This is a genomic window from Dactylosporangium salmoneum (genome assembly GCF_039532525.1).
GTDB lineage: Bacteria > Actinomycetota > Actinomycetes > Mycobacteriales > Micromonosporaceae > Dactylosporangium > Dactylosporangium salmoneum.
Map to the genome: position 1 here is coordinate 186,196 of NZ_BAAARV010000027.1, position 26,185 is coordinate 212,380.

A 26,185-nucleotide genomic window follows, 5' to 3' on the forward strand; every position below is an offset into this window, starting at 1 on the left:
AGAACTGCGGAAACCCCGAACAGCGGCGCGCTAGAGCCGCCGCTCGGCCTGCTGCGCGATCACCTCGCGGGCCAGCTGCCGGTAGTTGCGCGCCCCCGACGACGACGGATCGAGCGTGGTGATGGGCGCGCCGGCCACCGTCGACTCGGGGAACTTCACCGTCTTGGTGATGACGGTCTGGTACACCTTGTCGCCGAACGCCTCCACGACCCGCTGCAGCACCTGGCGGCAGTGCGTGGTGCGGCTGTCGTACATCGTGGCGAGGATGCCCTCGAGCTCGAGGTCGAAGTTGAGCCGCTCGCGCACCTTGTCGATCGTGTCGAGCAGCAGCGCCACGCCGCGCAGCGAGAAGAACTCGCATTCCAGCGGGATCATCACGCCGTGCGCCACGGTGAGGGCGTTGATCGCGAGCAGGCCCAGCGACGGCTGGCAGTCGATGAGGATGAAGTCGTACTCCTTGAGCACCGGGCGCAGCACCCGGGCCAGGGCCATCTCGCGGGCGACCTCGGTGACCAGCTGGATCTCGGCGGCGGAGAGGTCGATGTTGGCCGGCAGGAGGTGCAGGCCGGCGAGATCCGTCTTGATCCTGATGTCCTCGACCGTCACGTCCGAGTCCATCAGGACGTTGTAGATCGTGAGATCGAGGTTGTGGGGGTTGACGCCGAGGCCGACCGAGAGGGCGCCCTGCGGGTCGAAGTCGACGAGCAGCACCCGCCGCCCGTACTCCGCCAGGGCCGCACCCAGGTTGATGGTCGACGTCGTCTTTCCGACACCGCCCTTCTGGTTGGCCATGGCGATGATGCGCGCGGGGCCGTGCCGATCCATCGGCATCGGCTCGGGGATCGGCTTGCGCATCGTGTACGCGGTCGGGTCCGCCGGCCCGAGCTCCGCACCGAGGTCAAGCGAGGCCTGCTCGGCGCGCATCGTGGTGGTCCACGACTCCGCCTGATCGCCCATGCCTGTCATCGCTGTCTGCGCCCCTCCCGGCGGTCGCTGTCTCCACCCGGGACCGATTTGGCGTCGGCCTGATTGGGGGGAGGGAGTCAGCCGCTGACCGACTGTACGTCACTGCAGGGTACATATGGCACAGCGCGCCCGGCGTGTCGCGAAGCTCATCGTTGGGTACCTTCATGCACGTGCTGCAACCAGGGGACGTTCTCGGCGACAGATACCGCCTCGATGAGTTCGTCGCCAGTGGCGGCATGGGCCAGGTGTTCAAGGCCACGGACAAGACCCTCACCCGCACCGTGGCCGTGAAGGTCCTGCTGCCGGGGCACGTCAGCAACACCGAGTTCGGCCGCCGGTTCCGCTCCGAGGCCCGGCTCATGGCCTCGATCGGCCACCCGGGCGTCGTCGGCGTCTACGACTACGGCGAGACCCCAGAGGGCACGCTGTTCCTGGTCATGGCCTTCGTCGACGGCCGCCCGCTGGGCGAGCTGATCAAGGAGGCGGGCACCCTGCCGGTCGGGCGCACCCTGGCGATCGTGGCCCAGGCGGCCGATGCGCTGCAGGCCGCCCACGAGCGGGGGATCATCCACCGCGACGTGAAGCCGGGCAACCTGCTCGTGGGCGAGAACGGCGCGGTGACGCTTGTCGACTTCGGCGTGGCGCGCTCCGAGGAAGTGACCGCCGTCACAAAGGTCAACGCGGTCATCGGCACCGCGCTCTACATGTCCCCGGAGCAGGCCTCCGGCGACCCGATCTCGCCGGCGTCCGACATCTACGCGCTGGGCGTGGTGGCGTACCACTGCCTCACCGGCACCCCGCCGTTCACCGGCAACTCGCCGCTCGAGATCGCCATCAAGCACCTGCAGGACGAGCCCCCGCCGCTGCCCGAGACCGTGCCGGCCGCCACGCGGGCGCTGGTCGAGCGGGCGATGAACAAGGACCCGAAGGAGCGCTACCCCACCGCCGCCGCGATGGCCGCCGCGGCCCGGGCCGCCGAGGACGCCACGATGGAGGAGGAGGTGGCACCGCTGCTGCGCGGCGCCGCCCCGGCGGTGCTCGCGGCACCCGGGTCGGACGCCGATCCCGACGAGGAGCCGGCCGGCCGCCCGCTGTGGGTCCCGATCGCCGCCACCGTGGCGGTCGCGGCGCTGGTCACCGGCGTGCTGCTGGCCGTGATCGCGCTGACCCGCAAGGTGATCAGCCCGCCGGACCCCGACGCCCGCCCGACCGTCACCGTCAGCCAGACGGCGACGGCGACGGAGCCGGAGGAGCCCGCGGCGACGCATGCTCCCACCCGTACGACATCCGGCCCTTCCGTGAGCGCCCCACCGTCCGCCGCGGCGTCCTCGGCCGAGCCCGCGACGACCACGACCGCGCCCACGCCGACGACGCAGGGCCCACCCCCGCCCACGCCGACGACGCAGGGCCCGCCCCCGCCCACGACGGGGGGGCCGCCGCCCTCGAACGAGGTCACCCCGGCGGCCCAGCAGTAGGCCCAGGTCGTCCGGTCGTATCGACTTTGCGCGGCATTCGCCCGGATAGCTCCCGATAGCCGGCAGTTCGCCGGAAAAAGATTCTCCGAACGTGTGCAACCCTTCGGTCTGCGGTTCCGTCTACCCGCGACGAAGGGAGCCCAGACGGGTGAACCAAGACGACGAGGCGCACTTCCGCGAATTCGTCACCGCGCGATTCGACGGGCTGCGCTCGCTCGCCTACCTGACGTGCGGGGACTGGCATGCCGCCGAGGACGCGGTGGCCGCGTCCCTGGCCAAGCTGTACGTGCGCTGGAACAAGGTCGACACGCCGCTGGCCTACGTGCGCCGGGCGATCGTGCACGCGCTGGTCGACGAGAGCCGCCGGCCATGGCGCCGCCGCGAGCGCTCGGCCGGCTACGCGCTGCCCGACCTGCCCGGACCGGACCACGCCGACCAGGTCGACGAGCGGCTCCGGATCCGCGCCGCGCTCGCCCGCATGGCCCCCGGCCAGCGCGCCGTGCTGGTGCTGCGGTACTACGAGGGACTGAGCGTTGAGGAGACCGCCGAGGTGCTCGGCCGCCAGCCGGGAACCGTCAAGAGCCAGACCGCCAGGGGGCTCGCCGCGCTCCGCGCGCTGCTCGGCTCGGAGGAGCTCCGGGTCACGGACGGCACTGCGGGCGGCGCTGCACCGAGTGATGTCGCCGGGCTCAGCCTCGGCCACGACCGGGATGGGAGGGAAGGGCATGGACCAGGACCTGCACACGCTGCTGAGCTCGGTTCGGGACGACGCGCCGCCACCGCGGCTCACCGTTGACGACATCACGGCGGCCGGCCGCCACCTGGCCCGGCGCCGCCGCGTCGCCCTGCTCTCCTCGATCGGGGGCGGTGCGGCCGCCTCGATCGCGGCCCTCGCCACGACCGTCGTGCTGGTCACCGGCCCGACCGCCCCGCTGACCCCGGCCGTCGACCCGCACGTCCTGGGCTCCCAGGCCGCCATTGCGGTCCCGACGGCGTTCGCCGACACACAGCCGTTCGTCACCAACTACCGCGGCTACACCGCCGGCGACTACCTGGTGAGCGACCCCGACCTGGTCACCCAGGCCTACCAGCAGTCCTCCATCGACATCGGCCTCAGCGTGGGCGGCGCACCCAACCCATCGGTCGCCACGCCGGCCACCAGCGCCAGCCCTGCGGTCCCGTCGAGGGCGCCCGGCCTGCTGCGCGGCGGCACCCTGGTGGTCTACCGCCCGGGCGCCTTCGAGCCCCGGGACTTCGAGAAGGGCGGCGAGAAGGTCCGGGTGGGCTCGGCCGTGGGCGTGTTGCGCTACGCCGGCGGCCCGACCGCGCCCACCGTCTCGCCGAACGAGCTGCTGAAGGCGCAGAAGGCCTCTCCGACGGTGCCGACGCTGGCGTGGCAGTACACCGACAGCGCCTGGGCGGCGATCTACTGGTCGTCGTGGGAAACCGTGCCCGACCGCGACACGCTGCTGGCGATCGCCGAGGGCCTGACCCCGGCCGCCACCCGCCCGTTCCCGGTCGGCTTCGTCCCGGGCCCGCTCCCCCGCGGCTACCAGCTGCTGTCCGTGAGCTACGGCACCGGCATGAGCCCGATCAACCGGGTCGTCTCCGCCGCCCGGCTGACCCCGAAGCAGCCCTCGCTGCCGCTGTACGCCCCCTACGACTTCGACAACATCCCTGTGCTGACCCTGTCGATGGGCCGCGCCGACCCGGACCCGAAGAGGCTCGACCGCCTCGACTGCCTGGACTCGAGCACGTGCACCCGCGTGGTGGGCGACGGTTCGACGTACGTCCAGGCCAATCTGAGCGGCATCAAGCCCACGTCCAACGTCCAGATCAGCCAGATCACGCTCGCCATGAAGCCCGAGGACCCGGACAACCTCTCGGCCTGGCCCTCGGCCCTGAAGACCTTCCCGTAGCGCACACACCCCGGCCGGCACGTAAAACGCACGTGCGCGACCGGCCGGGGTGCTGTTACCGTGGTCCCATGCGTTTCTGAGCCCACTGACGCCGCGCGTGCCCGCCGCTGTTCCTTCTGCGGCCGGCCCCCGTTGTGGGTTCATCACTCCCCGCTTCGCGTTCGCGCGGCCATGCCTGCCTGTCGTCGTGTTTGCCGCTTCTGCCCGTCCCGCGAAGGAGACGCTCACATGCCTGCCGAAGACCAGCCCGACAACCCGGCCGCCGAGACCGACGAGTCCGCCCCGGCCAACCCGCTCGAGGCCATCCGCCGCGCCCAGGCCAACCGCTCGCTCCCGCCGGGCTCCGGCAACCACGGCGGCCGCGGCGGGGTGGGCAAGGGCAGCAGCCCGAAGGCCCCGCGCAAGTACAACCGCCACAAGTAGCCGCACCCGAAGAGGGCCCGCTCGCGAGAGTGGGCCCTCGTGTGCTTTTTTGGGACTCCGGTCCGCGCAACCAGGGCTCCGCCGCTCCCGTCAGCGCCTGGTCTGGGTCGATCAGAGCGAAGCCTTATCGAGCCAGACTGGGCGAACCGGTCGGCCCTGGGGGCCTCCCTGCCAGCGCCGCCGTGCCAAGAACAGCCGGTCGCCGGCGTAGCGGCGTCGGCAATGTGGATGCTCGTCGATGTCGGCAGCTTGCCGGAACGGGTCTGGTCAGCGTCCGCCGACGCCGATGGTGGTGGCGTGGCTGGGGGACAGGACGATCGGTTGGGCCCAGCCCCGGACGACCGCCGCGATCTGGGTCCGGTACGGCCGGACCGGGTGGATGTCGAGGCCACGTGACCAGTTGTCCAGCAGTCCCTGGGTGGTGGCGAGCGCGGTGGTCACTAGGGTGTGCGCCCGTGCCCGACCGTCCCAGGTGTGCCACAGGGCCTAGCCTTCGGCGCGGGTCTCGACACCCAGTTCGGCGCAGCGGGTCTGGTAGAGGTCATGCTCCTGCGGCGTGCGGCCCGGTGCGATCAACGCCGCGCCGCCCAGGTGGAGCACCGCCCGGTCGTCGTCCAGACAGCCGTCGCCGTCGAAGTGGTGGTGGCGTACCTGCCGGGCCAACTCGTTGACCGCACGCTGCAACGGCGTGGCCTGGTCGGGATCGGGCTGGTAGCTCAGCCATCCCTCGCCACGGGCCTGGTCGACCACATCGATGGCCAGCAGCTCGATCTGGCGCAGGTACTCCTGCTCGCTGAGGTCTGGTTCCGGCACCTGATCAGTGTGGACGGCGGTGATGGGCCCTGTCCCGCTATAAATTGGTCGAGCCTGGGTGCCGGTATGTCCAGTTCATCCGATTTATACCCCGGCATCGTATAAATCCGACAAGTCGCCCGACTTGTCGTAAAAGCCCCGGATCAGCGAGCTCTCGGGTGAGCGGTCGCGTAGATCTCGCGCAGGCGGTCGACGGTCACCAGCGTGTACACCTGCGTCGTGGTCACCGAGGCGTGTCCGAGCAGCTCCTGCACCACCCGGATGTCGGCCCCGCCGTCGAGCAGGTGCGTGGCGAAGGAGTGCCGCAGCGTGTGCGGCGACACCCCGGACGGCCCGTCGACCGGCAGCCCCGCCCGGTCCGCCGCCTTGCGCAGAATGGTCCACGCGCTCTGCCGCGACAACGGCCCCCCGCGCGCATTGAGGAACACGTTGGGCGACCCGGTCCCGTTGGCCGCCAGGGAAGGCCGGCCGCGCACGAGGTACGCGTCCAGCGTCGTGCGCGCGTAGCTGCCCATCGGCACCAGGCGGGTCTTCCCGCCCTTGCCGTGCAGCACCACCATGCCGGGCCGGGCGTCCAGGTCGAGGTCGTCGACGGCGATGCCGACCGCCTCCGAGATGCGGGCGCCGGTGCCGTACAGGAACTCCAGCAGTGCGGCGTCGCGCAGTTCCAGGGGGCCGGCCGCGGCCTGGGCCGGCACGGCCAGCAGGCGCGCCACCTGGTCCACGTCGAGGGCCTTGGGCAGCCGCTTGGGCAGCGACGGCGGCTTCACCTCGCGGGACGGGTCGCTCGGGGCCAGGCCCTCCAGCAGGGCGAAGCGGTGCAGGCCGCGCACGGCGCTGGCGGCCCGGGCGGCGGAGGAGGCCGACAGCGGCGAGGCGTCGCCGGCCGGGGCGCGCAGGTCGGCGACGTGGGCGGCGATGTCCCGGGTGGTGACGTCGGACAGGTCGGACACCCCCGCCGCGACCAGCCACTCGACGTAGCGGTCCAGGTCGCGGCGGTACGACGCGAGTGTGTTCACCGCGAGCGCCCGCTCGACGGTCAGGTGGTCCAGGTAGGTGTCGACGGCGCGGCTCAGCCGCGCGCCCGCTCCCCCGCCGTCGACTGCCACCATGGTGTTCTATGCCAGGACGTCCGCCAGGGCAATGTGACCCATCCCGTGCGCGTCGGCCACCGGGCCGTAGGTGACGTGGCCGTCGTGCGTGTTCAGGCCCAGGGCCAGCGCCTGGTCGCGGCGCAGGGCGTCGCGCCAGCCGCGGTTGGCCAGCTCCAGGGCGTACGGCAACGTCACATTGGTGAGCGCGTAGGTGCTGGTGTGCGGCACCGCCCCGGGCATGTTCGCCACGCAGTAGAAGATCGAGTCGTGCACCTTGTAGGTGGGCTCGGCGTGCGTGGTCGGGCGGGAGTCCTCGAAGCAGCCGCCCTGGTCGATCGAGATGTCGACGAGCACACTGCCCGGCTTCATCCGCTTGACCAGCTCGTTGGTGATGAGCTTCGGGGCCTTGGCCCCGGGCACCAGGACGGCGCCGATGACGAGGTCGGCGTCGAGCACGGCCCGCTCGATCTCATAGCCGTTGGAGGCGATCGTCTGCAGGTGGCCCTGGTAGATCGCGTCGGCGCCGCGCAGCCGGGAGATGTTCTTGTCCAGCAGTAGCACCTCGGCCTGCATGCCCACCGCGATCGCGGCCGCGTTGAGGCCGGAGACGCCGGCGCCGATGACGACGACCTTGGCCGCGTAGACGCCGGACACGCCGCCGAGCAGCACGCCGCGCCCGCCGCCGGCGCGCATCAGGTGGTAGGCCCCGACCTGCGGCGCCAGCCGGCCGGCGACCTCGGACATCGGGGCGAGCAGCGGCAGCGACCGGTCGGGCAGCTCGACCGTCTCGTAGGCGATGCCGGTGACCTTGCTGTCGATCAGCGCCTGCGTGCAGTCGCGGGAGGCGGCCAGGTGCAGGTAGGTGAAGAGGACCTGCCCGGCGCGCATCCGGTGGTACTCCTCGGCGATCGGCTCCTTGACCTTGAGCACCAGGTCGCCCTCGGCCCAGGTGTCGTCCGCGTCCGGCAGGATCGTGGCGCCGGCCTCGCGGTACTCCTGGTCCGTGATCGACGAGCCCTCGCCCGCGCCGGTTTCGACGAAGACCTCGTGCCCGTTCGCGGCGAGCTCGTGGACGCCGGCGGGTGTGATCGCCACGCGGTACTCGTGGTTCTTGACCTCGCGCGGAATTGCGACCTTCACGTTGGACCCCTCTCCACTCAGCGCACCGTTACGCTGTGTGCATACGCCGGAGTTTATGGCCGTCAACCGGGCCGTGCGGGCTGCACAGTGTGAACTCCTACGCGGGCGGATTGACACTGTGTCGCCCGACCGGCTGATCTATGCTTCACGGCCATGACCGTGTACGGCGGGCCGCGTCCCACGCCCCCCGCACCCAAGCCTGACAAGTTGCTCTTCGGCGCGTTCGGCTTTCTCGTGGTGGCGGTGATCGCCGGCATCGTCTTCGCCGTGCAGGCCTTCCGCTCGCAGCCGCCGCAGGCCACCGGCGCCGCGGGCCAGCCGGGCCCGGCCAGCAACGCTGCGTCACCGGCCGCCCCGCCACCCGCCGCCTCCTCGGCCGCGCCCCCGCCGTCGCCGACCGCCTCCCCCACCCCGGCCAAGGCGGCGCTGCTCGCGGCCAAGCCGACGCTGATGCGCCCCGACCACTCCGGCCTGTGCATGCAGGCCAACCAGGGCAACGGGGGCAACGCGTCGCAGCAGCAGTGCGACGGCAACAACACCACGATGGTGTGGGTACCCCGCGCCATGAACGACACGCAGGACACCTTCGAATTCGTCAACGCCGCCGACAACCGGTGCCTGGACGTCAACGGCGGCTCGAAGGACAACGGCGCGCAGATCCTGATCTGGGACTGCCACGGCGGCCCCAACCAGCTGTGGAAGCTGGTCCGCAACGGCGACGGCTACCAGCTGGTGAGCCTCAACAGCGGCCGCTGCATCGGCATCGACTCGGGCAACCCCAGCCCGGGCGCGGCGGCCCGCCAGTGGGACTGCGACAACTCCACCAACCAGCGCTGGCAGTTCCAGCCCCTCGGCTGATCGGCCGAGGGTCGCCGGAGGCGCCCCTGTCCCGGTGCGCTGACGCAGATCCGGATGATCGGATCGGGCCACAGTGATCGGGTGCGACCGGTGTGCCTTCGGCCAAGGTTGACATCGGAAGGAGGCCTCATGATCTCGGCACTCAACCGGCTCGTCGACCTTGTCGAGGAAAGCCTCACCGAGGATTTCGACGTCAAGGATGTGGCCAGGACGCTCGGCACGACCGAGTACCACCTCCGGCGGATGTTCTCGTCGTTGGCCGGCATGCCGCTGTCGGAGTACGTGCGCCGCCGCCGCATGACCGTCGCCGCCGCCGATGTGGTCCGCGGCGAGGAGGATCTGCTGACCATCGCGGTCCGGCACGGATACGGCTCGACCGAGGCGTTCGGACGAGCGTTCCGGGCAGTCCACGGCGCCGGCCCCGGTGACGTCCGCCGCGACGGAGGCCCCCTTCGCACACAACCACAGCTCAGGTTCCGCCTGACCGTCGAAGGGAGCAAACGCATGGACACCCGCGTCGTCGACCACCCCGGGTTCCGGCTCGTGGGGCACGCGGCCCGCGTTCCGCTGATCCACCAGGGCGTCAACCCGCACATCCAGCAGCACGTCACCGCGCTGCCGAAGGAGGAGCACGGGCGCCTGAAGGCCCTGAGCAACACCGAGCCAGCGGGCTTGCTCGCGGTCAGCGACGACCTCGATCCCGACCGCACCGAAGGTAGCGAACTGACCTACCTGCACGGGGTCGCCGTCTGCGCGGATACGCCGGTCCCCGAGGACCTCGACGCCATCGAGGTCCCGGCCGGCAGGTGGGCGGTCTTCCGGACCGCGGGCCCGTATCCGCAGGCCCTGCAGGAGGCGTGGGCCGCGACCGCGACCGAGTGGTTCCCCTCCAACCCGTGGCGCCTGCGGCCAGGTCCGGAGATCGTCGCGGTGCTCGAGCGTGCGGACGACTTCAGCACCGCGACCTGCGAGCTCTGGCTGCCCGTCGCACCGGCGTAACGACCCGCTGCGGACATCCGGACGGCGTCGCGTCCGGCGATCCGCCCGGGCCCGCTCGTCACCGAAACCGGGGTGACGAGCGGGCCCAGCCCGGGGTCCGGACCCACCGGCGTTGCGTCGCCGGCCCTAACCGAAGTCCAGCCCGTCCAGCAGCGTGCGCAGGCCCAGCTCGAAGATACGGTCCAGATCCAGGTCGTAGCCGTCCGGCCCGAAGCCGTCCATCAACGCGCTGAAGTGCGGATACCACCCGCTCGCCGCGATCGCGTCCAGCCCCGGCCCGTGCAGCGACATCCAGTCGTCCTCTGACAGGCCCGTCGCCGCCTGGGCCTGGGCCTCGGCCTCCAGCTGGACGGCCAGGCCCTGGATGTGGGTGTACAGCATGATCTGCACATCCAGCCGCGCGGACGGCGACAGCCCGCGGCTGTCCAGCGCGCGCAGGATCGCCTCGCCGTGCCGCAGCAGGTTGGGCAGCGGAAGGGGCCGGGTCAGCGGCGTGACGTGGGCCAGCCACGGGTGGCGCCGATAGAGCCCCCACAACGTCCGCCCGACCCGTTCGAGTTGCTCCCGCGGCGAACCCTCGATCGAGTCGTTCCCGAGCTCCCCGTATGCGGCGTCGGCCATCAGCCCTCGACGAGTACGACGAGCGGATGCGGCCCTTCGTGGCGGCGAACCAGGCCCTGGCCACCGAGAACCCGGGAGGCCCGGCGTCGGAGGAGTCGATCGACCGGGCCAAGCGGGCCATCACGCTCTGATCAGCGCGATGGCCAGGGTCAGCAGCGAACCCGCCGAGGCGACGGTCCGCACGGTGTTCCAGCCCACCCACGGGCCCTCGAACGCCTGGCGGACCGCGGCCGGGTCGGCGATCGCCGCGGCCGGCCCGGCGGCGTCGAGGGTGTCGTTCATCGGCACGTTCAGCGCCGCGGTGACGACGAAGACGATGCCGTAGAGGACCAGCGTGGCCAGCAGCCAGGGCAGCGGGGCGCGGTGCCCGGGCGCGAGGTGCAGCAGGACGGCCGCGACGGCCAGCAGCAGCGCGCCGACGTACGCGGTCAGGAACCAGCCGTTGAGGATGGCCGTGTTGATCTTCTGCATGACGTCGATGAAGGTGCGGTCCTCGACCTTGCGCAGGGCGAGCATGACCGACGTGGAGTAGGCGAAGAAGACGCCGGCGGAGAGGCCGACGAGCAATGCGGTCGCGGCGAGGACTGCGTTTCTCATGGTGATCAGTGAATCCGGCCGCCGCGAGACGTACCATGGCCAGGACGCGCCGATGCATAAGCCGGCGTCTACGGTGGGGCCATGGATGCGCTCACCGCCCTGCTCGACGGCCCCCGCGCCCGGGGCGCGTTCCTGCTCCGCTCGGTGCTCACCCCGCCGTGGTCGCTGCGCATCCGCGACGAGGCGGCCCTGGCGGTCGCGGCGGTGGTGCGCGGCGAGGCGCACTACGTCGGCGACGACGGCGAGACGGTGGCGGCCGGCCCGGGTGACGTGATGGTGATCCGCGGACCGGACCCCTACACGGTCGCCGAGCCGCCCGGCACCGCGCCACAGATCGTGATCCACCCCGGGCAGCGCTGCACCACCCCGGACGGCGCGGACCTGGCCGAGGTCATGCACCTCGGGGTGCGCACCTGGGGCACCGACCCGGACGGCCCGACGCTCATCCTCACCGGCGCCTACCAGGCGGCCGGCGAGGTCAGCCAGCGACTGCTCGGCGCGCTGCCGCGGGTGCTGGTGGTGCCGCGGGCCGACTGGGACTCGCCGCTGGTAGCGCTGCTGGCCGACGAGATCGCCAAGGACCGGCCGGGCCAGGTGGCGGTGCTGGACCGGCTGCTCGACCTCGTGCTGATCACCGCGCTGCGCACCTGGCTGGCCAAGCCGTCCTCGGGCGCGCCGGGCTGGTACCGCGCCCAGTCCGACCCGATCGCCGGCCCGGCCCTGCAGCTGCTGCACCACAACCCGGAGTGGCCGTGGACGGTCGCCGGCCTCGCGGCCAAGGTCGGGGTCTCCCGCGCGCTGCTGGCCCGCCGCTTCACCGAGCTGGTCGGGGAGCCGCCGATGGCCTACCTCGCCGGCTGGCGGCTGGCCCTGGCGGCCGACCTCCTGCTGGAGCCAGACGCCACCCTGGCCGCCGTGGCCCGGCGGGTCGGCTACGGCAGCGCCTTCGCCCTCAGCGCCGCCTTCAAACGGGTCCGCGGGGTGTCGCCGCAGGCCCATCGGGAACAATGTTCGGCATGAACAACTGCCCGTGTGGACTCGGCGAACCGTACGACGACTGCTGCGGCAAGTACCACCGCGGCGCCGAGCCGCCGAGCGCCGAGCTGCTCATGCGGGCCCGCTACTGCGCGTACGTCGTGGGCGACCGGAAGTTCCTGCTGCGCACCTGGCACGAGAAGACCCGCCCGCGGGCGCTCACGCTGGAGGCCGACCAGAACTGGCAGGGCCTGGCGATCCTGGACCGGGTCGGCGGTGGGCTGTTCGACACCGAGGGCATCGTCGAGTTCCGGGCCCGCTACGTGGCCGACGGCCGCCCGGGCACCATGCACGACCGCAGCCGCTTCGTGAAGGTCGACGGCGCCTGGCGCTACGTCGACGAGGTCGACTGAAGCGAGCGCCACTCGCGGTCCAGGATGGCGTAGATGTACTGGTCGCCGAACGAGCCCTTGAAGATCTCGTCCTCGACGAAGTGCGCCTCCCGGCGCATGCCGAGGCGGGCCAGCAGCCGCCAGGAGCCCTCGTTGCGGGTGTCGCAGGCGCCGAAGACCCGGTGCAGCCCCAGCCCGTCGAAGGCCAGCCCCAGCATCGCCTCGGCCGCCTCGCGGGCGTAGCCCTTGCCGTGGTAGGCCGGGTTGAGCACGAAGCCGAGCTCGCCCTGCCGGTGCTCGGCGCTGGCCCACTTGAGCACGACCTGCCCGATCACCGTGCCGTCGAGGTCCAGCGCGAGGACGAGCCACTGCCCCTCCTCGGTCAGCGCGTCCTGGCCCATCCGCCTGGTCAGCGCGGCGCGGGTCTCCTCCAGGGTGTGCACGTCCCAGTAGAGGTACCGCACCACCTCCGGATCCCCGGTGAGGGCGTGCAGGTCGTCGAGGTCGGGGTCGGCGAAGGGGCGCAGCAGGAGGCGCTCGGTGCGGATCGGGTAGTCGGGTCGCAGCACGGCCCGATGTTAGACCGATGTCTTGCTGCTCAGCCTCACAATTGTTCCGGCCTCGCCGGTGCTTACGGTGACGTCGTCGACCAGGTGCCGGGCCAGCCACAGCCCGCGCCCGCTGACGGCGTAGCTGGGCGGGAGGGCCTCTCCTCCGCTGAGCCGCTCGTCGGGGATGCCCTCGCCCTTGTCGGTGACCTCGCACACCACGACCCCGTCGGACACCCACAGGCGCAGCGTGCCGCCGCCGCCCGCGTGCCGGACCGCATTGGTGACGATCTCGTTCACCGCGAGCACGAAGTCTTCGAGGCGCTGCCCCAGCAGCCCCGCCATGGCGGCGCCCCGGCTCACGGCGTGACGCACCGGGGTGATCTGCGCGACGCCGAAATCCTCGACCAGTAGCGCCGTCGTCTGAACGGCCTCAGCCACGGTGCCACCTTTCCCAAGCGGCTTCGCCCCGGCTGAGACTACCCCCAGCGGAAGCCGGCCCGATGTCAAGTCACCCCTGCGGTGCAACATGCATTCCCCATCTCGCATCCTGGACGGCATGGACGACGATCTGCGGGTGACCGACGACATAGTTCTGCCGCGGGCGGAGCTGGCGTGGCGGTTCAGCCGCTCCGGCGGCCCCGGCGGGCAGTCGGTCAACACCACCGACTCGCGGGTCGAGCTCCGGTTCGACCTGGCCGCAACGGAAGCACTGCCCGAGCCGCTCAAGGAGCGGGCCCTGCAGCGGCTGGCCGGGCGGCTGATCGACGGGGTGTTGTCGATCGTGGCGTCGGAGCACCGCTCGCAGCTGCAGAACCGGCGGGCGGCCGAGGAACGCCTGGTGGCGGCCATCGCGGCCGCGATCGCGCCGCCGCCCCGGCCACGCAAACGGACGAAGCCCTCCAAGGGCGCGGTACAGCGGCGCCTCGACGACAAGCGCCGGACCGCCATTCGCAAGCAGGAACGCCGCCGCCCGGACGAATAATCGGCGAAAATCCAGATATGTCCCGCCGAATCGCACCCGCGCTCTGCGCCGTCCTCCTGGTCGCCGAATGCGTTGCCGGGTGCGGCGGCCACGACGAACCGGCGGCGGTGATCAGCGAGTCGCCCGGCCACCCGCCGGCGACCGGCGCGTACCCCAGCCTCGCCGTCAGCCTCGCCACGGGGAGCCCGGTGGAGCTCGCCGGCTGGGAGGTCACCGTCTACTACACGGCGGTGGAGACCTTGCACACCGACAAGAAGACCGCGGTCACGGGCTGCCCCACCATCGACTGTGACAAGAACCGCAACCAGCGGCCGCTCGGCGACTTCCCGGCCTCGTTCGTCAAGGCGGTCAAGGACGAGGGCACCGGCAAGACCGCCGACGGGCGGTACCTCAACTGGTCCTACGACACCGGCTACTGGATGGACACCGCCCCGCGCGACACCGCCGGCCGCCCGCTGCAGCCGTGGAACTCGGCCGCGGCCGACAGCGGCGTGCTCAAGGCCGGCTCGCGCTTCACGATCATGCGCTGCGGCACCGCCGGGGTCACCGCCGAGGTGTGCGCCCGGCTGAAGGCCCCGACCTGGACCATCGTCGACGAGTTCACCCCCGGCCTGGGCGGCAGCAAGCACGTCGACGTCTACGTCGGCGAGGAGACCGAGCCGGGCTTCACCGACTCCGACCTGTACACGACGCTGGAAGGCGCCACCCTCTCGGCGATCCGGGCAGAATGAGAGCCATGAGGGTCATCGTTTTCGGGGCGACCGGCATGGTGGGCCAGGGCGTGCTGCGCGAGTGCCTGCGCGCCGCCGACGTCGTCGAGGTCCTGGTGGTGACCCGCGCGCCGACAGGCGTGGCCCATCCGAAGCTGCGCGAGATCCGCCACGAGGACTTCACCGACTTCGAGGGCGTGGACTTCGGGGCGTACGACGCCTGCTTCTTCTGCCTCGGCGTGAGCTCGGTCGGGATGTCCGAAACGCTGTACCGCCGCATCACCTACGACTACACGCTGGCCGCGGCCCGGCGCATGGCCGAGCAGCGCCCCGGCATGGTCTTCGTCTTCGTCTCCGGCGCCGGCACGGACACCGGCGGCCGGCAGATGTGGGCCCGGGTCAAGGGCCAGACCGAGGACGACGTCGCCGCCCTGGACCTGACGGCCTACGCGTTCCGGCCCGGCTTCATCCGCCCGGAGCACGGCGCCCGCTCCAAGGTGCGCCTCTACCGGGCGATGTATGCCCTGCTCAGCCCGCTGTCGGCGCTGCTGGTGCGGTTCGCGCCGGGCATCGCGACCAGCACCTCCCAGCTGGGGCGGGCCATGCTGGAGGTGGCGCGGCACCGGCCGGACCGGCGGGTGTGGACGTCGCGCGACATCGCGGCTGTGTGACGTGTGTGACGCCAGGTGTGTCTTCTGCACTGCCGTTTACCTGGTGTTAGGCTGGACTCCCGTGGATCGCTGACTCGGCAGCGTGACGAACCCCACGGGAGCAGGCTTTGTCCTCAACAGCACGGTCCGGTGCGAGCCGGCAGGCTAAGCACATCTTCGTCACCGGGGGCGTTGCCTCCTCACTCGGCAAGGGCCTCACCGGCTCGAGCCTGGGCAGCCTGTTGAGCGCCCGCGGACTGCGGGTCGTCATGCAGAAGCTCGACCCCTACCTCAATGTCGACCCTGGGACGATGAACCCGTTCCAGCACGGCGAGGTGTTCGTCACCGAAGACGGCGCCGAGACCGACCTCGACATCGGCCACTACGAGCGGTTCCTCGACCAGGACCTCTCCCGCAACGCCAACGTGACGACCGGCCAGATCTACTCGGCGGTCATCGCCAAGGAGCGGCGCGGCGAGTACCTCGGCGACACCGTCCAGGTCATCCCCCACGTGACCAACGAGATCAAGGCCCGCATCCGCGCGATGTCGGCCCCCGACGCCGACGGGGTCGCGCCGGACGTGGTGATCACCGAGGTCGGCGGGACCGTCGGCGACATCGAGTCGCTGCCCTTCCTGGAGGCGATCCGCCAGGTCCGCCACGACATCGGCCGGGACAACTGCTTCTTCCTGCACGTCTCCCTGGTCCCCTACCTGGCCCCCAGCGGCGAGCTCAAGACCAAGCCGACCCAGCACTCGGTGGCCGCGCTGCGCAGCATCGGCATCCAGCCCGACGCGCTGGTCTGCCGGTCGGACCGGGAGATCCCCGACAAAACCAAGAACAAGCTGGCCCTGTACTGCGACGTCGACGCCGAGGCGGTCGTGTCCGCCCCCGACGCCCCGTCCATCTACGACATCCCCCGCGTGCTGCACGAGGAGGGCCTCGACGCCTACGTGGTGCGGCGCCTGGGCCTCTCCTTCCGCGACGTGGCCTGGAAGAAGTGGGACGACCTGCTCGACCGGGTGCACCACCCGCGCCAGACGGTCACTGTGGCGATCGTGGGCAAGTACGTCGACCTGCCCGACGCCTACCTCTCGGTCACCGAGGCGGTGCGCGCCGCCGGCTTCGCCCACCGGGCCCGGGTCGAGATCCGCTGGGTGCCCAGCGACGCGTGCACGACCCCGCAGGGGGCCGCGCAGGCGCTGGCCGGCGTCGACGGCGTGATCATCCCCGGCGGCTTCGGGGTGCGGGGCATCGAGGGGAAGATCGGCGCGGCGCAGCACACCCGCGAGCGCGGCATCCCGACCCTGGGCCTGTGCCTCGGCCTGCAGTGCATGACCATCGAGGTGCTGCGCCACGTGGCCGGCGTCAAGGGCGCCAACTCGCTGGAGTTCGACGCCGACGCCCCCGACCCGGTGATCTCCACCATGGCCGACCAGCAGGACATCGTGGCCGGCAAGGGCGACCTGGGCGGCACGATGCGGCTGGGCGCCTACCCGGCCGTGCTGACCCCGGGCACCCTGGTCGCCGACGCCTACGGCGAGACCGAGGTCTCCGAGCGCCACCGGCACCGCTACGAGGTCAACAACGCGTACCGCGACGCGATGACCGAGGCCGGCCTGCGAATCTCCGGCACCTCGCCGGACGGCCGGCTGGTCGAGTTCGTCGAGCTCGACCGCGAGCAGCACCCGTTCTTCGTGGCCACCCAGGCCCACCCGGAGCTCAAGTCCCGCCCGACCCGGGCCCACCCGCTGTTCGCCGCGTTCGTCGGTGCCGCGGTCGCCTACAACGCGGCCGATCGCCTGCCGGTGGAGCTGGAGACGGTGGACGCGTGACGACCTACGAGGTGCGCTCCCACACCGAGCGCCTGCGCAACCGGGTGTTCTCCGTCGTCACCGACGCGATCGAGATGCCCGGCGGCGAGGTCGTGGACCGCGACTATCTGGTCCACGTCGGCGCCGTCGGCGTGGTGGCCCTCGACGCCGACGGGCGGGTCGCGCTCGTGCGGCAGTACCGCCCGGCGGTGCGCCAGGTGCTGTGGGAGCTGCCGGCCGGGCTCATCGACGTGCCGGGCGAGTCGCTGGTCGACGCGGCCGCCCGGGAGCTCGCCGAGGAGGTGGACCTGGTCGCCGCCCGCTGGGACCTGCTGGCCGACGTGCACCCCAGCCCCGGCTGCTCCAACGAGCGGATCCGGCTGTTCCTGGCCCGCGAGATCGGCCCGGTCCCGCCGGAGGAGCGCCACGAGCGCACCCACGAGGAGGCCGAGCTGGAGCTGCACTGGGTCGACCTCGACACCGCGGTGACCATGGCCCTTTCCGGCGAAATCACCAACGCCGCCTGCGTGGTCGGCGTGCTGGCGGCGGCGCAGTCCAAGCTGCGCGGCTTCGACACCCTTCGCCCGGCCTCCGCGGCGACATGACACCACAGGACCTGGCCGAGGCCTGCGCCGCGAAGCTGTACGCCGAGGACACCGCCTCCCGCGGCCTCGGCATCGGCATCGCCGGCGTGGGCCCCGGCCGGGCCGTCGCGACCATGACGGTCACCGGGGCGATGCTCAACGGGCACGCGATCGGCCACGGCGGGTTCGTCTTCCTGCTCGCCGACACCGCGTTCGCCTTCGCCTGCAACACCTACGACCGGGTCACGGTGGCCGCCGGCGCCGACGTGACGTTCCTCGAGCCGGTCCGGGCCGGCGACGTGCTCACCGCCACCGCCGTCGAGCGGAGCCGCCGCGGCCGCTCCGGCCTCTACGACGTCACCGTGACCCGCGCCGACGGCACCGTGCTGGCCGAGTTCCGCGGCCGCTCCCGCAGCCTGGACACGCCCATCCTTCGCTGAGCGCCTGCAACATATCGACCGCCCGGCGTCGTGAATAGAGCGTGCAACCCATGAGGGTCACGTTCGAGGAGTTCCTCGGCGCGCGGCTGGCGGCGCTCAGCCGCTACGCCACCGCGCTGGCCGGGGATCCCGACACCGGTGCGGACATCCTGCAGGACGTCCTGATCAAGGCCCAGCCGCGCTGGGCGCGCATCGCGGCGATGGACTCGCCCGAGGCGTACGTGCGGCGGATGGTCATCAACGAGCTGACCTCCGCCCGCCGCCAGGTCGCGGCCCGGCTCCGGCGGGAGTGGGCCAACCATTCCGCCCCGCCCGCCGGCCTCGACGTCGACGAGCGGGTCGCGCAGCGAGACGCGCTGGTCCGGATGATCCGGCAGCTGCCGACCAAGCAGCGGATCGTCGTCGTGCTGCGGTACCTCGAGGACATGTCCGACGCCGACATCGCGGTGCTCATGGGCTGCAGCCTCGTGACCGTGCGCACCCAGGCCTCCCGGGCCCTCGCCACGCTGCGCGGCATCGCGCCTCAGCCGAGCTTGGAGCAACGATGAGCAACGACCTCGACGCGATCCGGGAGGCGGTCGCGGCCCTGGCCGACGAGGCGCACCCGGAGCAGCGCATCCGGGCGCGGCTGGAGGCGCGGGCGCGGGCCTACCGGCAGCGCCGCCTGCTGCTGCGGCTGGCCGGGGCCACCGCCGCCGTCGCCGCGACCGGCGGGGCCGCCCTCGCCGCCCGCGACCTGCTGGGGCCCCACCGGCGCACCACGCCCCCGACTCCCCCGACCGGCCACGGCGACTTCCCGGGCGTGTCCGCCGGCCCCGGCGGCGGCTGGGCCCGCCCACCGGTCCAGTGGGGCCCCGGCTGGCTGCCCGACCGCTACGGCCTGGTCGCCGTCGAGGCCGTCGGGACCGGCGACCGGGTCACCGGCGTGGGCCGGCGCTGGTCGGTGTACACGCAGCCCCTTTACGAGCGGAAGATGCTCGGCCTCTACACCGGCCCGTTCGGTCCGTTCCTCCGCGACCGCACGGGAGACCCGCAGGACGTCGACATCAACGGCGTGCCCGGCCGCCTGGCCTACGACGAGCGCGGCCTCACCCTGACGTGGCAGCCCGCCGGCGAGCCCGAGCTCACCGTGACCGCCTTCGACGACGCCGACATGGAGGCGGCCGTCGAGCGGGCACTGCAGTTCGCCCGTTCCCTGCAGCGCGACCAGCGCACGGTCGCCGTCGGCCCGCGCTTCGCCGGCAGCCCGGCGTGGCACTTCACGCTCACCGTCGACACCATCGCCCTGCACTGGCTGCAGGTCCTGGAGTCGCCCGACGTCACGCGGGTCACGATGGGCCCCGGCGTCGGCGAGGGCCTGGAGGCCCTGGGCGGCCATGCCCAGACCCGCGTCCGCGGTACCGACGCCTGGCTGCTCAACGGCGTCCCCGCCCTGCTGGTCAAGTTCGGCGACTACAGCCTGACGGCCGACGCGCCCGCCCCCGACGTCGTGGAGTCCATGGACCTCGGTCCCGTCCCGTCCGTGGACTGGTTCGGCGAGCGCTGATGGCCGCGGTTGGCCCTAGCTCTCGAGGGCCGTCTCGGGAATGCGCGGGGCGGGCTGGCTGCGGTCGTCGGCGTGGTCGAGCACCCGCAGGCAGGACAGCACCACCAGCGGCAGCGCGGTGGCCAGGGCGGCCCCCAGGACGTTGAACGAGACGCCCTCGACGATCCCGGCCAGCAGCGCCGCCACGACGAGGCCCGACAGCGCGCCGCGCACCGGCGGGAACACGCCGAGCAGCCGGCGGACGCCGCCCCAGTCGCGCAGGAGGACGAAGGTGGCGTACACCAGGGCGCCCAGCACGAGCACCGTGAGCGGGCTCGTCACCGTGGTCACGACGTCGGCCTCGGCGATGCGGCGGGCGATGAACCCGATGGTGCCGTCCTGGGTGCGCACCAGCGCGCGCCCGACGCTGCTGCGCTGCTCGAGCGGCCGGAAGAGGTCGAGCACCGCGAAGCCGGCGGTGACGAAGAGCGCGGCCGCGCCCGCCCACAGCAGCCGGGTCATGCTGAGCCAGCCGCCGACGGCCATCGCCGCGGCGACGCACACCCCGGCGGTGAGGGCCACCGCGCCCAAGGCGTCGGCGCCGAGGTACGGGCTGCCGACGACCACCATGCCGACCGCGCCGATGACGGCCATGACGAACGGGCGCCACCGCCGCTCGTACCGCTGGGCGAGCGCGGCCCCGCCGAGCAGCGCGCCGGTGACGAGCAGGCCGAGGCCGATCACGCCGACGCCGGCGTAGCGGCCGCCGATCGCGGCCGAGTAGCCGGCCACGCCGTTGAGCTGCAGCCGAGAGCCGGTGAGCACGTCGAAGGCGACCGCGAGGGCCGCAACGGTGGCCACCCCGCCGAGCGGGGCGATCGCGCGGCTGCGCCGGCTCAGGTAGGCGATGGCGAAGGTGGCCACGGCCAGCACGCCGATGGTGACCCCGCCGAAGCCCCAGCCCGGCCGCGACCACCGCCACCAGGGCAGCAGGTCGGCCACGAGCGCGGCCGACACGGCCAGCGAGGCGGCGATGAGCAGCACCTCGGCGGCGCGCACGACCGGCCGCGGGACGGGCCGGTGGGTGAGCGGCCCGGCCGGGCGCCGGGCCCGCTGCAGCAGCGGGACGCACGCCAGGAACAGCAGCAGCTCGGCCACGACGAGGGTGGTGAAGAAGTTGGTGCCGACCCGGCGCTGGACGGTCGCCTCCCGGTCGGCGTCGGCCAGCCGGCTGACCGCCGCGGCGACGTCGGACGGGCGGCCGCCGTCGCTCTCGGAGGCGGCCCCGCCGGCGAAGAGCTTGCCGGGCACCGGCCGGTCCAGGGCTGCCAGCGCGGTCGGGGCGAGGTCGACGACCTGCACGTAGCCCGGGCGCGACGTCGTCGGGGAGATGAGCCAGCCGCCGCCGAACCCGGGGCCCTGGGCGATGGCCACGTGCAGCCTGCTGGTGGCGTCGACGTCGGAGAGGCCGGCCAGCACGACGACCGAGCGCTCGGGGCGGGCGGCGAGGATCGAGGCGAGGGAGGCGTCGACCCGGCGGGCGTTGGCGGCCCGCGAGGCGGGGTCGTCCCCGGCGATCTGCCCGAGGTCGATCATGGTGAGCGCGCAGGCCGACAGCAGGCCGTCGTCCAGCGTCTCGGAGTAGCGGTCGATCCTGCCGTACGGGCGGGCCGCGGCCAGGGCCGCCCCGGGCCCGATGGCGGTGGTGCAGCGCACGCCCTCGGCCAGGGCACCGGGCTGGGCGCCCCAGTGCAGGCTGCGGTTGCGGGTCACGATGTCGCCCTGGTCGGGCAGCGAGGCGCCGGACTGGTCGGCGGCGATCGGCACGTTGAGATCGGGGCAGGCCGGGGTGACCGCGCCGGGCGTGTAGACGGCGAAGTTGCCCGACCCGAGGGTCAGCCAGCCGTCGCCGGCGCAGGTGATCCGGCGGGCCGAGCGGACCGACAGCGCCCCGATGGCGCCGTGCTGGGCCATCTGCCACATCGCCGGTGTGTCGGTGGCGTTGACGTCGTCCCAGCGCAGCCCGGCGACGCCGACGATGAGCACGTAGTCGGCGGTCGGGGCGGCCGGGGCGGCGGCCGGTCGCGGGATCAGGGCGACCAGCCCGAGCAGGCCGGCGAGCAGCGCCAGCAGGGCCGGCAGGGACCGATGCAGCCAGTGCCGCATCAGCCCTCCCCGCGGCCGCGCAGCCGCGCGTACACCGCCTCGACCTGATCGATGGTGTCCCGCTCGGTGGGCCAGGTGGCGGCCCGCTCCTGCCCGCGGCGGGCCAGCTTCGCGCGCGCGTCGGGGTCGTCGAGCAGCTCGACGACCGCGGCGTCCACGGCGTCGACGTCGTGCGGCTCGACCAGCCGGGCGGCGTCGCCGACGACCTCGGGGACGCCACCCACGGCGGTCGAGACCAGCGGTACCCCCGCGGCCAGCGTCTCCTGGACGAACAGCGGCTGGCCCTCCCACACGCTGGTGGCCACGACGAGGTCGGCCGCGCCGAGCAGGTCGGGCACGTCGTCGCGGTAGCCGAGCAGGTGCACCGGGGCGTGCTCGACGGAGATGCGCTGGGCCAGGGACATGTACGACGGCCCGCTGCCGGCGATCGCCACGAACGGCTCGGGGTCCCGGTCCCGCCAGCGGGCGGCCGCGGAGACGAGCGTCTCGAAGCCCTTCTGCGGGTGCAGCCGGCCCACCGCCAGTACCAGCGGCTGCCCCGGCTCGGCGCCCAGCTCCGCGCGCACCGCCTCGCGGTCCTTGCCGATCGGCCGCGGCACCGGCGCCGGCACCTTGGCCAGCTGCACGTCGCGGGCGCCGAGCTCGCGGGCCCGGGCGACGAGGTCGGTGGAGACGGCGAGGGTCACGTCGGCGGCCCGGGCCACCCGCCGCTCCAGCGGGTGGTAGAGCTTGGCCCGAAGCCCCGTGGCCAGCACGAGGTTGTGCCAGGTGACGACGAGCGGGGTGCCGGCCGGGCGGGCCAGCGCGGCGACGAGCCCGGCCCGCAGGCTGTGCACGTGGATCACGTCGGCGCCGCGCACCGAGCGGCGCAGGGCGCGGACCGCGAGCACGTCGCCGGGCTGCGGGCTGGCCGGGATCTCCACCGGTACGAACCGCGCCCCTCGGGCGGCGAAGCCGAACTGCTCGTCCGTGTCGGCGGGCCCGTGCACGCTGACCTGGTGGCCGCGTGCGACCAGGCCTTCGGCGAGCATGCCGACGTGCCGGCCGATGCCGCCCGTGCTCGACGCGAGGACCAACGCGATGCGGGCGCCCACCTAACCGTCCCTTCTCCTGACCAGTCGCTGCAGGGCTCGGCGGTCCGTCACGCCTGCCCCGGCGAGGAACACCACCGCCACCACGACCCCGCACAGCATGCCCTGCACGACGGCCCCGCCCACACCCGGGGTTGTCAGATGCGCCCGGACGAACAGGCCGGCGGCCACGGCGGCCGCTGCCGAAAGACAAGACCCGGCGGTGGTACGCCAGGTGCCCGCCAACGCCTCCGCACCGGCCCGGCGATGGACCGCGACCAGCAGCGCCGCCCCCAGCACCAGCATGCCGACCGAGTTGGCGGCGGCCACGGCGGCCACCCGGTCGGCGACGGGCAGCGTCACCGCGAGCCCCAGCGCCGCCGCCGCGGCGGCCCCCCAGCCCACCGCCGTGGCGGCCGCGGCCGGGTAGGCGTTGGCCCCGGCGTAGAGCGCCCGGGACAGCAGCGCGAAGAGCCCATACCCGAGCAGCCCGGGTGCGAACCAGGCGATTCCGCCGGCCAGCGCATCGACCGGTGGCGGATGGGAGGCGACCGCGGCCAGCAGCACCGCGGTCGGCCGGGCCAGCACGATGAGCGCGGCCGCCCCGAGCCCGCACAGCAGCACCACGGCGCGCACGGCCGGCGCCAGCGCCGCGGCGAACCCGGCCCGGTCCTTGGCCGCCCCGTGCTCGGCCAGCGCCGGGTACGTCGTGGTGGCCACCGGCACGGCCAGCACCGCCCACGGCAGCAGGAAGATGGTCTGGGCCAGGTTGTAGGTGACGATGACCCCGTCGTCGGGGGTGTAGCTGACCAGCCGGATGGCCAGCCCGATCACGAGCTGCTGGGTGCCGACGGTGACGATCCCGGCGATGGCCAGGGGCTTCAGCGTGGCGATCGCGTGCACGTCGAGCCCGGTCCGCGGCCGGATCCGCAGCCCGAGCCGCCCGACCGGCCCGACCAGGCACAGCGACAGCACCGCCACGGCCACGGTCGTGCCGAGGGACAGCAGCAGCAGCTGCCCACCGGTCGCGTGGCTCAGCGCGATCCCGCGCCCGGCCACCACCCCGAACGCGACGTACGTGCCCATGACGGTGAGGCTCGACAGCAGCGGCGCGATGACAGGCCAGGCGAAGCGGCGGTACGTCTGCAGCGCCCCCGTCAGCACGATGCCCACCCCGTACAGGGGCAGCTGCGGCGCGAAGACCCGCAGCATGGCCGCCCCGGCGTCGACCACCTCGGGCGGCTTGCCGCTGGTGAGCAGCTGGACGAGCGGGTGGGCCAGCAGCGCCACGAGCAGCGCGACGGGCGCGAGGATGAGCACGACCCAGGTGAGCAGCGCCGACACGGTCCGCCCGACGGTCTCCTTGTCCTTGCCGGCCAGCAGCGGCACCACGAGGCTGGCCAGCGCACCGCCCGCGACGAGCTCGAAGATGATGTTCGGAACCGTGTTCGCGGCCTGGTACGCGTCACCCAGCTGGGTGGTTCCCACGGTCGAGTTGAACACGAGAATGCGGGCAAAACCGGCAAGCCGGCTCAAAATGGTGAGCCCGGCGACCAGAGCCGCCGCCCCGAACAGAACCTTTCGCGTCACCCGCCCAGTGTCACCCGCGCGGGTACGGCGACGGTTTGCGCGGCTTCCGCTCGTCCGCGTCGCCCTCCGGGTCGGGGCCGGCCTCGGGAGCGTCGAGTGGCCGGCGGCCCCACTGGTCGAGGCGGTTCAGCAGCGGGTTGCCCTCGATGACCTTCGTGAAGCTCACGCGCTCGCTCGCCGCGGTCAGCGCCGCGATCCCGGCCAGCGCCACCAGCCGGCCGAACGTGCCGGTGCGGGCCGTGTACGCGGTGCCGAGCAGCGCGCCGAGCGCGTTGGCCCCGGCGTCGCCCAGCATGATCTCCTCGCCGAGGTCCGCCGGCAGCAGCGCGCTCGCCGCACCGAGCGGCCCCGAGGCGCCCAGCGGCGTGCCGGCCACCAGCCCCGCCTTGAGCGCCCGGCCGGGACGCAGGTCGAGGAGGTTGAACAGGTTGGCCGCGCCCGCGATGACCCCGGCCCCGAGCAGCACGTCGACCTTGCGGCGGCGGGGCAGCAGCGCGGCGGCCGCGAGCCCGGCGGCGCCGACCCCGGCGATCTTCACCAGGCCGCTGGTCACCCTGCCCTCACGCAGCGCACCCACGTGGCCGCGGAAGCCCTTGGCCGCGTGCTCGGGCCGGCCGCCGACCAGGTCGTCGTAGAGCCCGACGGCGCCCGAGCCGAGCCCCGCGATCGCGGTCGCCGCGGCGTGCTCGGGCCGGTGCACGACGGCCCCGGCGGTCGCGCCGAGGGCGAGCGCCGGCCCGCCGGCGAGGGTGACCGTGCGCCCCCGGAAGTTGGTGCGCTCCAGCCGTGGGTCGCCCTGCAGCGCCCGCAGCGCCGCCCGGGCGACCGCGCCCCCGACCGGACCGGCCAGGGCGCCGGAGACGAACCGCAGCACGCGACTACGAGCCACTGGTCACGCTCGCCGTCTTCGGCAGCAGGCCGCTCGCCCCGTCGCCGATGCCGTAGTGACCGGTCTTGCCGCCGAACCGCTCGACGAGGGCCATGACCGCGGCGACCTGCCCATATGCGGTGACCGCGTTGTCGACGGTGGAGACGGACTTGGCGACGGAGGCGTCGCCGCGCACCGAGGAGACCAGCCCGCCGTACGACAGCCCGGCGACGACGACCCGCCCGGCCAGGTCGAACCGGCCGGTCAGGGTCAGCAGGGCGGCTTTGCGGTCGTTGGCGTCCTTGCCGGTGGCCGGCGCGCCGGCCACGATGATGACCGCCTCGGCGGGCGCCTTGAAGTCGCCGTCGAGCCCGATGAACCCGTTGGACTCGTAGGCGCTCAGCACCGTGCGGGTGCCCTCGACCTGCGGCGTGCCGGCCTTGCCGACCAGCACGGCGGCGAGCAGCGCGGCCGAGGTGTCGACCCCGTCGGCCTGGTTGGGCAGGGCGCCGGAGATGCTCGGCGGGGCCGAGGACTCGGCCGTGTCGAGCAGTATCGCGCTGCTGCTCGGGGCGGTGAGCTTCTCCTTGACGGTGAGGGTGCCCACGACCTTCGCCCCGGCGGTGCCGAGCAGGGCGGCGACCCCCTCGGCGGCGGTGTTCACGTCGCCGCTGTCGCTGCCGTCGACCTTGATGAGCAGCACGCTCTTGTTCTGCAGCTTGTTGGTCAGCAGCATCGGCGCCACCTCGGTGGCGAAGTCGGCGTTCTTCTTCAGCTCGGCCCGGGACTGCTCGAGGGAGTCGCGCAGCTGCTGCTTCTCATCGGTGATCTTGTTCACCTGGTCGTTGAGGTTCTCGGCAAGCGGCCCGTTCGCCGCCGCGGTCCCCACGACGAGGCCGATGGCGAGCGCCAGGAACACGGCGGCCAGCGACACCACGTGGTACCGGAAGTTGATCACAGGAA

29 protein-coding genes and 1 pseudogene are annotated in these 26,185 nt (G+C 73.0%); 16 read left to right on the forward strand and 14 right to left on the reverse strand.

What is annotated here, in order from left to right:
- Positions 1–30: 30 nt before the first annotated feature.
- Entirely contained in the window at positions 31–966 is a 936-nt protein-coding gene (locus tag ABD352_RS19315) for a ParA family protein (protein WP_344613796.1), read from the reverse strand.
- A gap of 164 nt (positions 967–1,130) precedes the next feature.
- Here ABD352_RS19315 and ABD352_RS19320 point away from each other — a divergent pair, with 164 nt between their 5' ends.
- The 4 genes from ABD352_RS19320 (at position 1,131) to ABD352_RS19335 (ending at position 4,783) form a co-directional block, all read left to right on the forward strand.
- Complete coding sequence (locus tag ABD352_RS19320; RefSeq protein ID WP_344613797.1) at positions 1,131–2,441, forward strand: serine/threonine-protein kinase; 1,311 nt, start codon at positions 1,131–1,133, stop codon at positions 2,439–2,441.
- Between the two features lie 148 nt (positions 2,442–2,589).
- On the forward strand, positions 2,590–3,237 hold the full coding sequence (locus ABD352_RS19325) for a SigE family RNA polymerase sigma factor (protein WP_344613798.1): 648 nt from the start codon (positions 2,590–2,592) through the stop codon (positions 3,235–3,237).
- Entirely contained in the window at positions 3,167–4,360 is a 1,194-nt protein-coding gene (locus tag ABD352_RS19330) for a hypothetical protein (protein ID WP_344613799.1), read from the forward strand. Before ABD352_RS19325 ends, ABD352_RS19330 begins: the two co-directional genes overlap by 71 nt.
- 228 nt (positions 4,361–4,588) lie before the next feature.
- Positions 4,589–4,783 carry a hypothetical protein gene (locus ABD352_RS19335; protein WP_344613800.1) on the forward strand — a complete coding sequence of 65 codons (195 nt, stop codon included), beginning with the start codon at positions 4,589–4,591 and terminating at the stop codon, positions 4,781–4,783.
- Between the two features lie 267 nt (positions 4,784–5,050).
- Here ABD352_RS19335 and ABD352_RS19340 read toward each other — a convergent pair whose 3' ends face one another.
- The 4 genes from ABD352_RS19340 to ald form a co-directional block, all read right to left on the reverse strand.
- The gene (locus ABD352_RS19340; RefSeq protein ID WP_344613801.1) at positions 5,051–5,224 is read right to left on the reverse strand and encodes a hypothetical protein; all 174 of its coding nucleotides are present in this window, start codon (positions 5,222–5,224) and stop codon (positions 5,051–5,053) included.
- A gap of 45 nt (positions 5,225–5,269) precedes the next feature.
- Positions 5,270–5,596 (reverse strand): hypothetical protein, encoded by a 327-nt coding sequence (locus ABD352_RS19345; RefSeq protein WP_344613802.1) that lies wholly within the window; start codon positions 5,594–5,596, stop codon positions 5,270–5,272.
- Between the two features lie 143 nt (positions 5,597–5,739).
- Positions 5,740–6,708, reverse strand: coding sequence for a site-specific tyrosine recombinase XerD (locus tag ABD352_RS19350; RefSeq protein WP_344613803.1), 969 nt, complete (start codon positions 6,706–6,708; stop codon positions 5,740–5,742).
- Between the two features lie 6 nt (positions 6,709–6,714).
- Positions 6,715–7,830, reverse strand: a complete 1,116-nt coding sequence (gene ald, locus ABD352_RS19355) for an alanine dehydrogenase (protein ID WP_344613804.1) — start codon at positions 7,828–7,830, stop codon at positions 6,715–6,717.
- A gap of 153 nt (positions 7,831–7,983) precedes the next feature.
- On the opposite strand from ald, the gene ABD352_RS19360 reads away from it, so the two are divergent.
- Positions 7,984–8,688, forward strand: coding sequence for an RICIN domain-containing protein (locus tag ABD352_RS19360; RefSeq protein ID WP_344613805.1), 705 nt, complete (start codon positions 7,984–7,986; stop codon positions 8,686–8,688).
- A 129-nt stretch (positions 8,689–8,817) separates the two neighbouring features.
- Positions 8,818–9,687, forward strand: coding sequence for an AraC family transcriptional regulator (locus tag ABD352_RS19365; protein ID WP_344613806.1), 870 nt, complete (start codon positions 8,818–8,820; stop codon positions 9,685–9,687).
- Positions 9,688–9,813: 126 nt separating this feature from the next.
- Here the strand turns inward: ABD352_RS19365 and ABD352_RS19370 are convergent, their stop codons facing one another.
- Both ABD352_RS19370 and ABD352_RS19375 read right to left on the reverse strand, forming a co-directional pair.
- Complete coding sequence (locus ABD352_RS19370; RefSeq protein WP_344613807.1) at positions 9,814–10,308, reverse strand: TetR/AcrR family transcriptional regulator C-terminal domain-containing protein; 495 nt, start codon at positions 10,306–10,308, stop codon at positions 9,814–9,816.
- Between the two features lie 120 nt (positions 10,309–10,428).
- The gene (locus ABD352_RS19375; RefSeq protein ID WP_344613808.1) at positions 10,429–10,905 is read right to left on the reverse strand and encodes an anthrone oxygenase family protein; all 477 of its coding nucleotides are present in this window, start codon (positions 10,903–10,905) and stop codon (positions 10,429–10,431) included.
- An 81-nt stretch (positions 10,906–10,986) separates the two neighbouring features.
- Here ABD352_RS19375 and ABD352_RS19380 point away from each other — a divergent pair, with 81 nt between their 5' ends.
- Both ABD352_RS19380 and ABD352_RS19385 read left to right on the forward strand, forming a co-directional pair.
- Positions 10,987–11,925 carry an AraC family transcriptional regulator gene (locus tag ABD352_RS19380; protein ID WP_344613809.1) on the forward strand — a complete coding sequence of 313 codons (939 nt, stop codon included), beginning with the start codon at positions 10,987–10,989 and terminating at the stop codon, positions 11,923–11,925.
- Complete coding sequence (locus ABD352_RS19385; RefSeq protein WP_344613810.1) at positions 11,922–12,293, forward strand: YchJ family protein; 372 nt, start codon at positions 11,922–11,924, stop codon at positions 12,291–12,293. The genes ABD352_RS19380 and ABD352_RS19385 overlap by 4 nt, the downstream gene beginning before the upstream one ends.
- On the opposite strand, the gene ABD352_RS19390 is transcribed toward ABD352_RS19385, so the two are convergent.
- Both ABD352_RS19390 and ABD352_RS19395 read right to left on the reverse strand, forming a co-directional pair.
- Entirely contained in the window at positions 12,272–12,841 is a 570-nt protein-coding gene (locus tag ABD352_RS19390) for a GNAT family N-acetyltransferase (RefSeq protein WP_344613811.1), read from the reverse strand. The genes ABD352_RS19385 and ABD352_RS19390 overlap by 22 nt on opposite strands.
- Before the next feature lie 9 nt (positions 12,842–12,850).
- Positions 12,851–13,261: an ATP-binding protein gene (locus ABD352_RS19395; RefSeq protein ID WP_344613812.1), complete on the reverse strand. Its 411-nt coding sequence runs from the start codon at positions 13,259–13,261 to the stop codon at positions 12,851–12,853.
- Between the two features lie 118 nt (positions 13,262–13,379).
- On the opposite strand from ABD352_RS19395, the gene arfB reads away from it, so the two are divergent.
- The 8 genes from arfB to ABD352_RS19435 all read left to right on the forward strand — a co-directional run bounded on the left by arfB (position 13,380) and on the right by ABD352_RS19435 (position 19,549).
- Positions 13,380–13,805, forward strand: coding sequence for an alternative ribosome rescue aminoacyl-tRNA hydrolase ArfB (gene arfB / locus ABD352_RS19400; RefSeq protein WP_344613813.1), 426 nt, complete (start codon positions 13,380–13,382; stop codon positions 13,803–13,805).
- A 17-nt stretch (positions 13,806–13,822) separates the two neighbouring features.
- Entirely contained in the window at positions 13,823–14,536 is a 714-nt protein-coding gene (locus tag ABD352_RS19405) for an RlpA-like double-psi beta-barrel domain-containing protein (protein WP_344613814.1), read from the forward strand.
- Positions 14,537–14,541: 5 nt separating this feature from the next.
- Positions 14,542–15,186 carry a Rossmann-fold NAD(P)-binding domain-containing protein gene (locus ABD352_RS19410; protein WP_344613815.1) on the forward strand — a complete coding sequence of 215 codons (645 nt, stop codon included), beginning with the start codon at positions 14,542–14,544 and terminating at the stop codon, positions 15,184–15,186.
- A gap of 107 nt (positions 15,187–15,293) precedes the next feature.
- Positions 15,294–17,000 carry a CTP synthase gene (gene pyrG, locus ABD352_RS19415; RefSeq protein WP_344613816.1) on the forward strand — a complete coding sequence of 569 codons (1,707 nt, stop codon included), beginning with the start codon at positions 15,294–15,296 and terminating at the stop codon, positions 16,998–17,000.
- A complete protein-coding gene (locus ABD352_RS19420; protein WP_344613817.1) occupies positions 16,997–17,584 on the forward strand; it encodes an NUDIX domain-containing protein in 588 nt (195 codons plus the stop codon). The genes pyrG and ABD352_RS19420 overlap by 4 nt, the downstream gene beginning before the upstream one ends.
- Positions 17,581–18,003: a hydroxyphenylacetyl-CoA thioesterase PaaI gene (gene paaI, locus ABD352_RS19425; protein ID WP_344613818.1), complete on the forward strand. Its 423-nt coding sequence runs from the start codon at positions 17,581–17,583 to the stop codon at positions 18,001–18,003. The genes ABD352_RS19420 and paaI overlap by 4 nt, the downstream gene beginning before the upstream one ends.
- A gap of 50 nt (positions 18,004–18,053) precedes the next feature.
- Positions 18,054–18,551 carry a SigE family RNA polymerase sigma factor gene (locus tag ABD352_RS19430; RefSeq protein ID WP_344613819.1) on the forward strand — a complete coding sequence of 166 codons (498 nt, stop codon included), beginning with the start codon at positions 18,054–18,056 and terminating at the stop codon, positions 18,549–18,551.
- Positions 18,548–19,549, forward strand: a complete 1,002-nt coding sequence (locus ABD352_RS19435) for a hypothetical protein (protein ID WP_344613820.1) — start codon at positions 18,548–18,550, stop codon at positions 19,547–19,549. The genes ABD352_RS19430 and ABD352_RS19435 overlap by 4 nt, the downstream gene beginning before the upstream one ends.
- A 15-nt stretch (positions 19,550–19,564) precedes the next feature.
- On the opposite strand, the gene ABD352_RS19440 is transcribed toward ABD352_RS19435, so the two are convergent.
- From ABD352_RS19440 to ABD352_RS19460, 5 genes and pseudogenes are all read right to left on the reverse strand, one after another.
- On the reverse strand, positions 19,565–21,694 hold the full coding sequence (locus ABD352_RS19440) for a hypothetical protein (protein WP_344613821.1): 2,130 nt from the start codon (positions 21,692–21,694) through the stop codon (positions 19,565–19,567).
- Entirely contained in the window at positions 21,694–22,788 is a 1,095-nt protein-coding gene (locus ABD352_RS19445) for a glycosyltransferase family 4 protein (protein WP_344613822.1), read from the reverse strand. The genes ABD352_RS19440 and ABD352_RS19445 overlap by 1 nt, the downstream gene beginning before the upstream one ends.
- Entirely contained in the window at positions 22,789–24,354 is a 1,566-nt protein-coding gene (gene murJ, locus ABD352_RS19450) for a murein biosynthesis integral membrane protein MurJ (RefSeq protein ID WP_344613823.1), read from the reverse strand.
- A gap of 100 nt (positions 24,355–24,454) precedes the next feature.
- Positions 24,455–25,225: pseudogene (locus ABD352_RS19455) on the reverse strand (hypothetical protein); the annotation flags it as partial.
- Positions 25,226–25,232: 7 nt separating this feature from the next.
- Positions 25,233–26,180: a copper transporter gene (locus ABD352_RS19460; protein WP_344613824.1), complete on the reverse strand. Its 948-nt coding sequence runs from the start codon at positions 26,178–26,180 to the stop codon at positions 25,233–25,235.
- Positions 26,181–26,185: the final 5 nt, after the last annotated feature.

Excerpts from the sequence above, each read along its gene's own strand:
- ABD352_RS19410 (WP_344613815.1), top strand. The coding sequence starts at position 14,542 with ATGAGGGTCATCGTTTTCGGGGCGACCGGCATGGTGGGCCAGGGCGTG.
- ABD352_RS19350 (WP_344613803.1), bottom strand. The coding sequence starts at position 6,708 with ATGGTGGCAGTCGACGGCGGGGGAGCGGGCGCGCGGCTGAGCCGCGCC.
- arfB (WP_344613813.1), top strand. The coding sequence starts at position 13,380 with ATGGACGACGATCTGCGGGTGACCGACGACATAGTTCTGCCGCGGGCG.
- ABD352_RS19435 (WP_344613820.1), top strand. The coding sequence starts at position 18,548 with ATGAGCAACGACCTCGACGCGATCCGGGAGGCGGTCGCGGCCCTGGCC.
- ABD352_RS19315 (WP_344613796.1), bottom strand. The coding sequence starts at position 966 with ATGACAGGCATGGGCGATCAGGCGGAGTCGTGGACCACCACGATGCGC.
- ABD352_RS19320 (WP_344613797.1), top strand. The coding sequence starts at position 1,131 with ATGCACGTGCTGCAACCAGGGGACGTTCTCGGCGACAGATACCGCCTC.
- ABD352_RS19370 (WP_344613807.1), bottom strand. The coding sequence starts at position 10,308 with ATGGCCGACGCCGCATACGGGGAGCTCGGGAACGACTCGATCGAGGGT.
- ABD352_RS19335 (WP_344613800.1), top strand. The coding sequence starts at position 4,589 with ATGCCTGCCGAAGACCAGCCCGACAACCCGGCCGCCGAGACCGACGAG.
- ABD352_RS19330 (WP_344613799.1), top strand. The coding sequence starts at position 3,167 with ATGGACCAGGACCTGCACACGCTGCTGAGCTCGGTTCGGGACGACGCG.
- ABD352_RS19440 (WP_344613821.1), bottom strand. The coding sequence starts at position 21,694 with ATGCGGCACTGGCTGCATCGGTCCCTGCCGGCCCTGCTGGCGCTGCTC.
- ABD352_RS19430 (WP_344613819.1), top strand. The coding sequence starts at position 18,054 with ATGAGGGTCACGTTCGAGGAGTTCCTCGGCGCGCGGCTGGCGGCGCTC.
- paaI (WP_344613818.1), top strand. The coding sequence starts at position 17,581 with ATGACACCACAGGACCTGGCCGAGGCCTGCGCCGCGAAGCTGTACGCC.
- ABD352_RS19380 (WP_344613809.1), top strand. The coding sequence starts at position 10,987 with ATGGATGCGCTCACCGCCCTGCTCGACGGCCCCCGCGCCCGGGGCGCG.
- ABD352_RS19405 (WP_344613814.1), top strand. The coding sequence starts at position 13,823 with ATGTCCCGCCGAATCGCACCCGCGCTCTGCGCCGTCCTCCTGGTCGCC.
- ABD352_RS19360 (WP_344613805.1), top strand. The coding sequence starts at position 7,984 with ATGACCGTGTACGGCGGGCCGCGTCCCACGCCCCCCGCACCCAAGCCT.
- ABD352_RS19375 (WP_344613808.1), bottom strand. The coding sequence starts at position 10,905 with ATGAGAAACGCAGTCCTCGCCGCGACCGCATTGCTCGTCGGCCTCTCC.
- ABD352_RS19365 (WP_344613806.1), top strand. The coding sequence starts at position 8,818 with ATGATCTCGGCACTCAACCGGCTCGTCGACCTTGTCGAGGAAAGCCTC.
- ABD352_RS19385 (WP_344613810.1), top strand. The coding sequence starts at position 11,922 with ATGAACAACTGCCCGTGTGGACTCGGCGAACCGTACGACGACTGCTGC.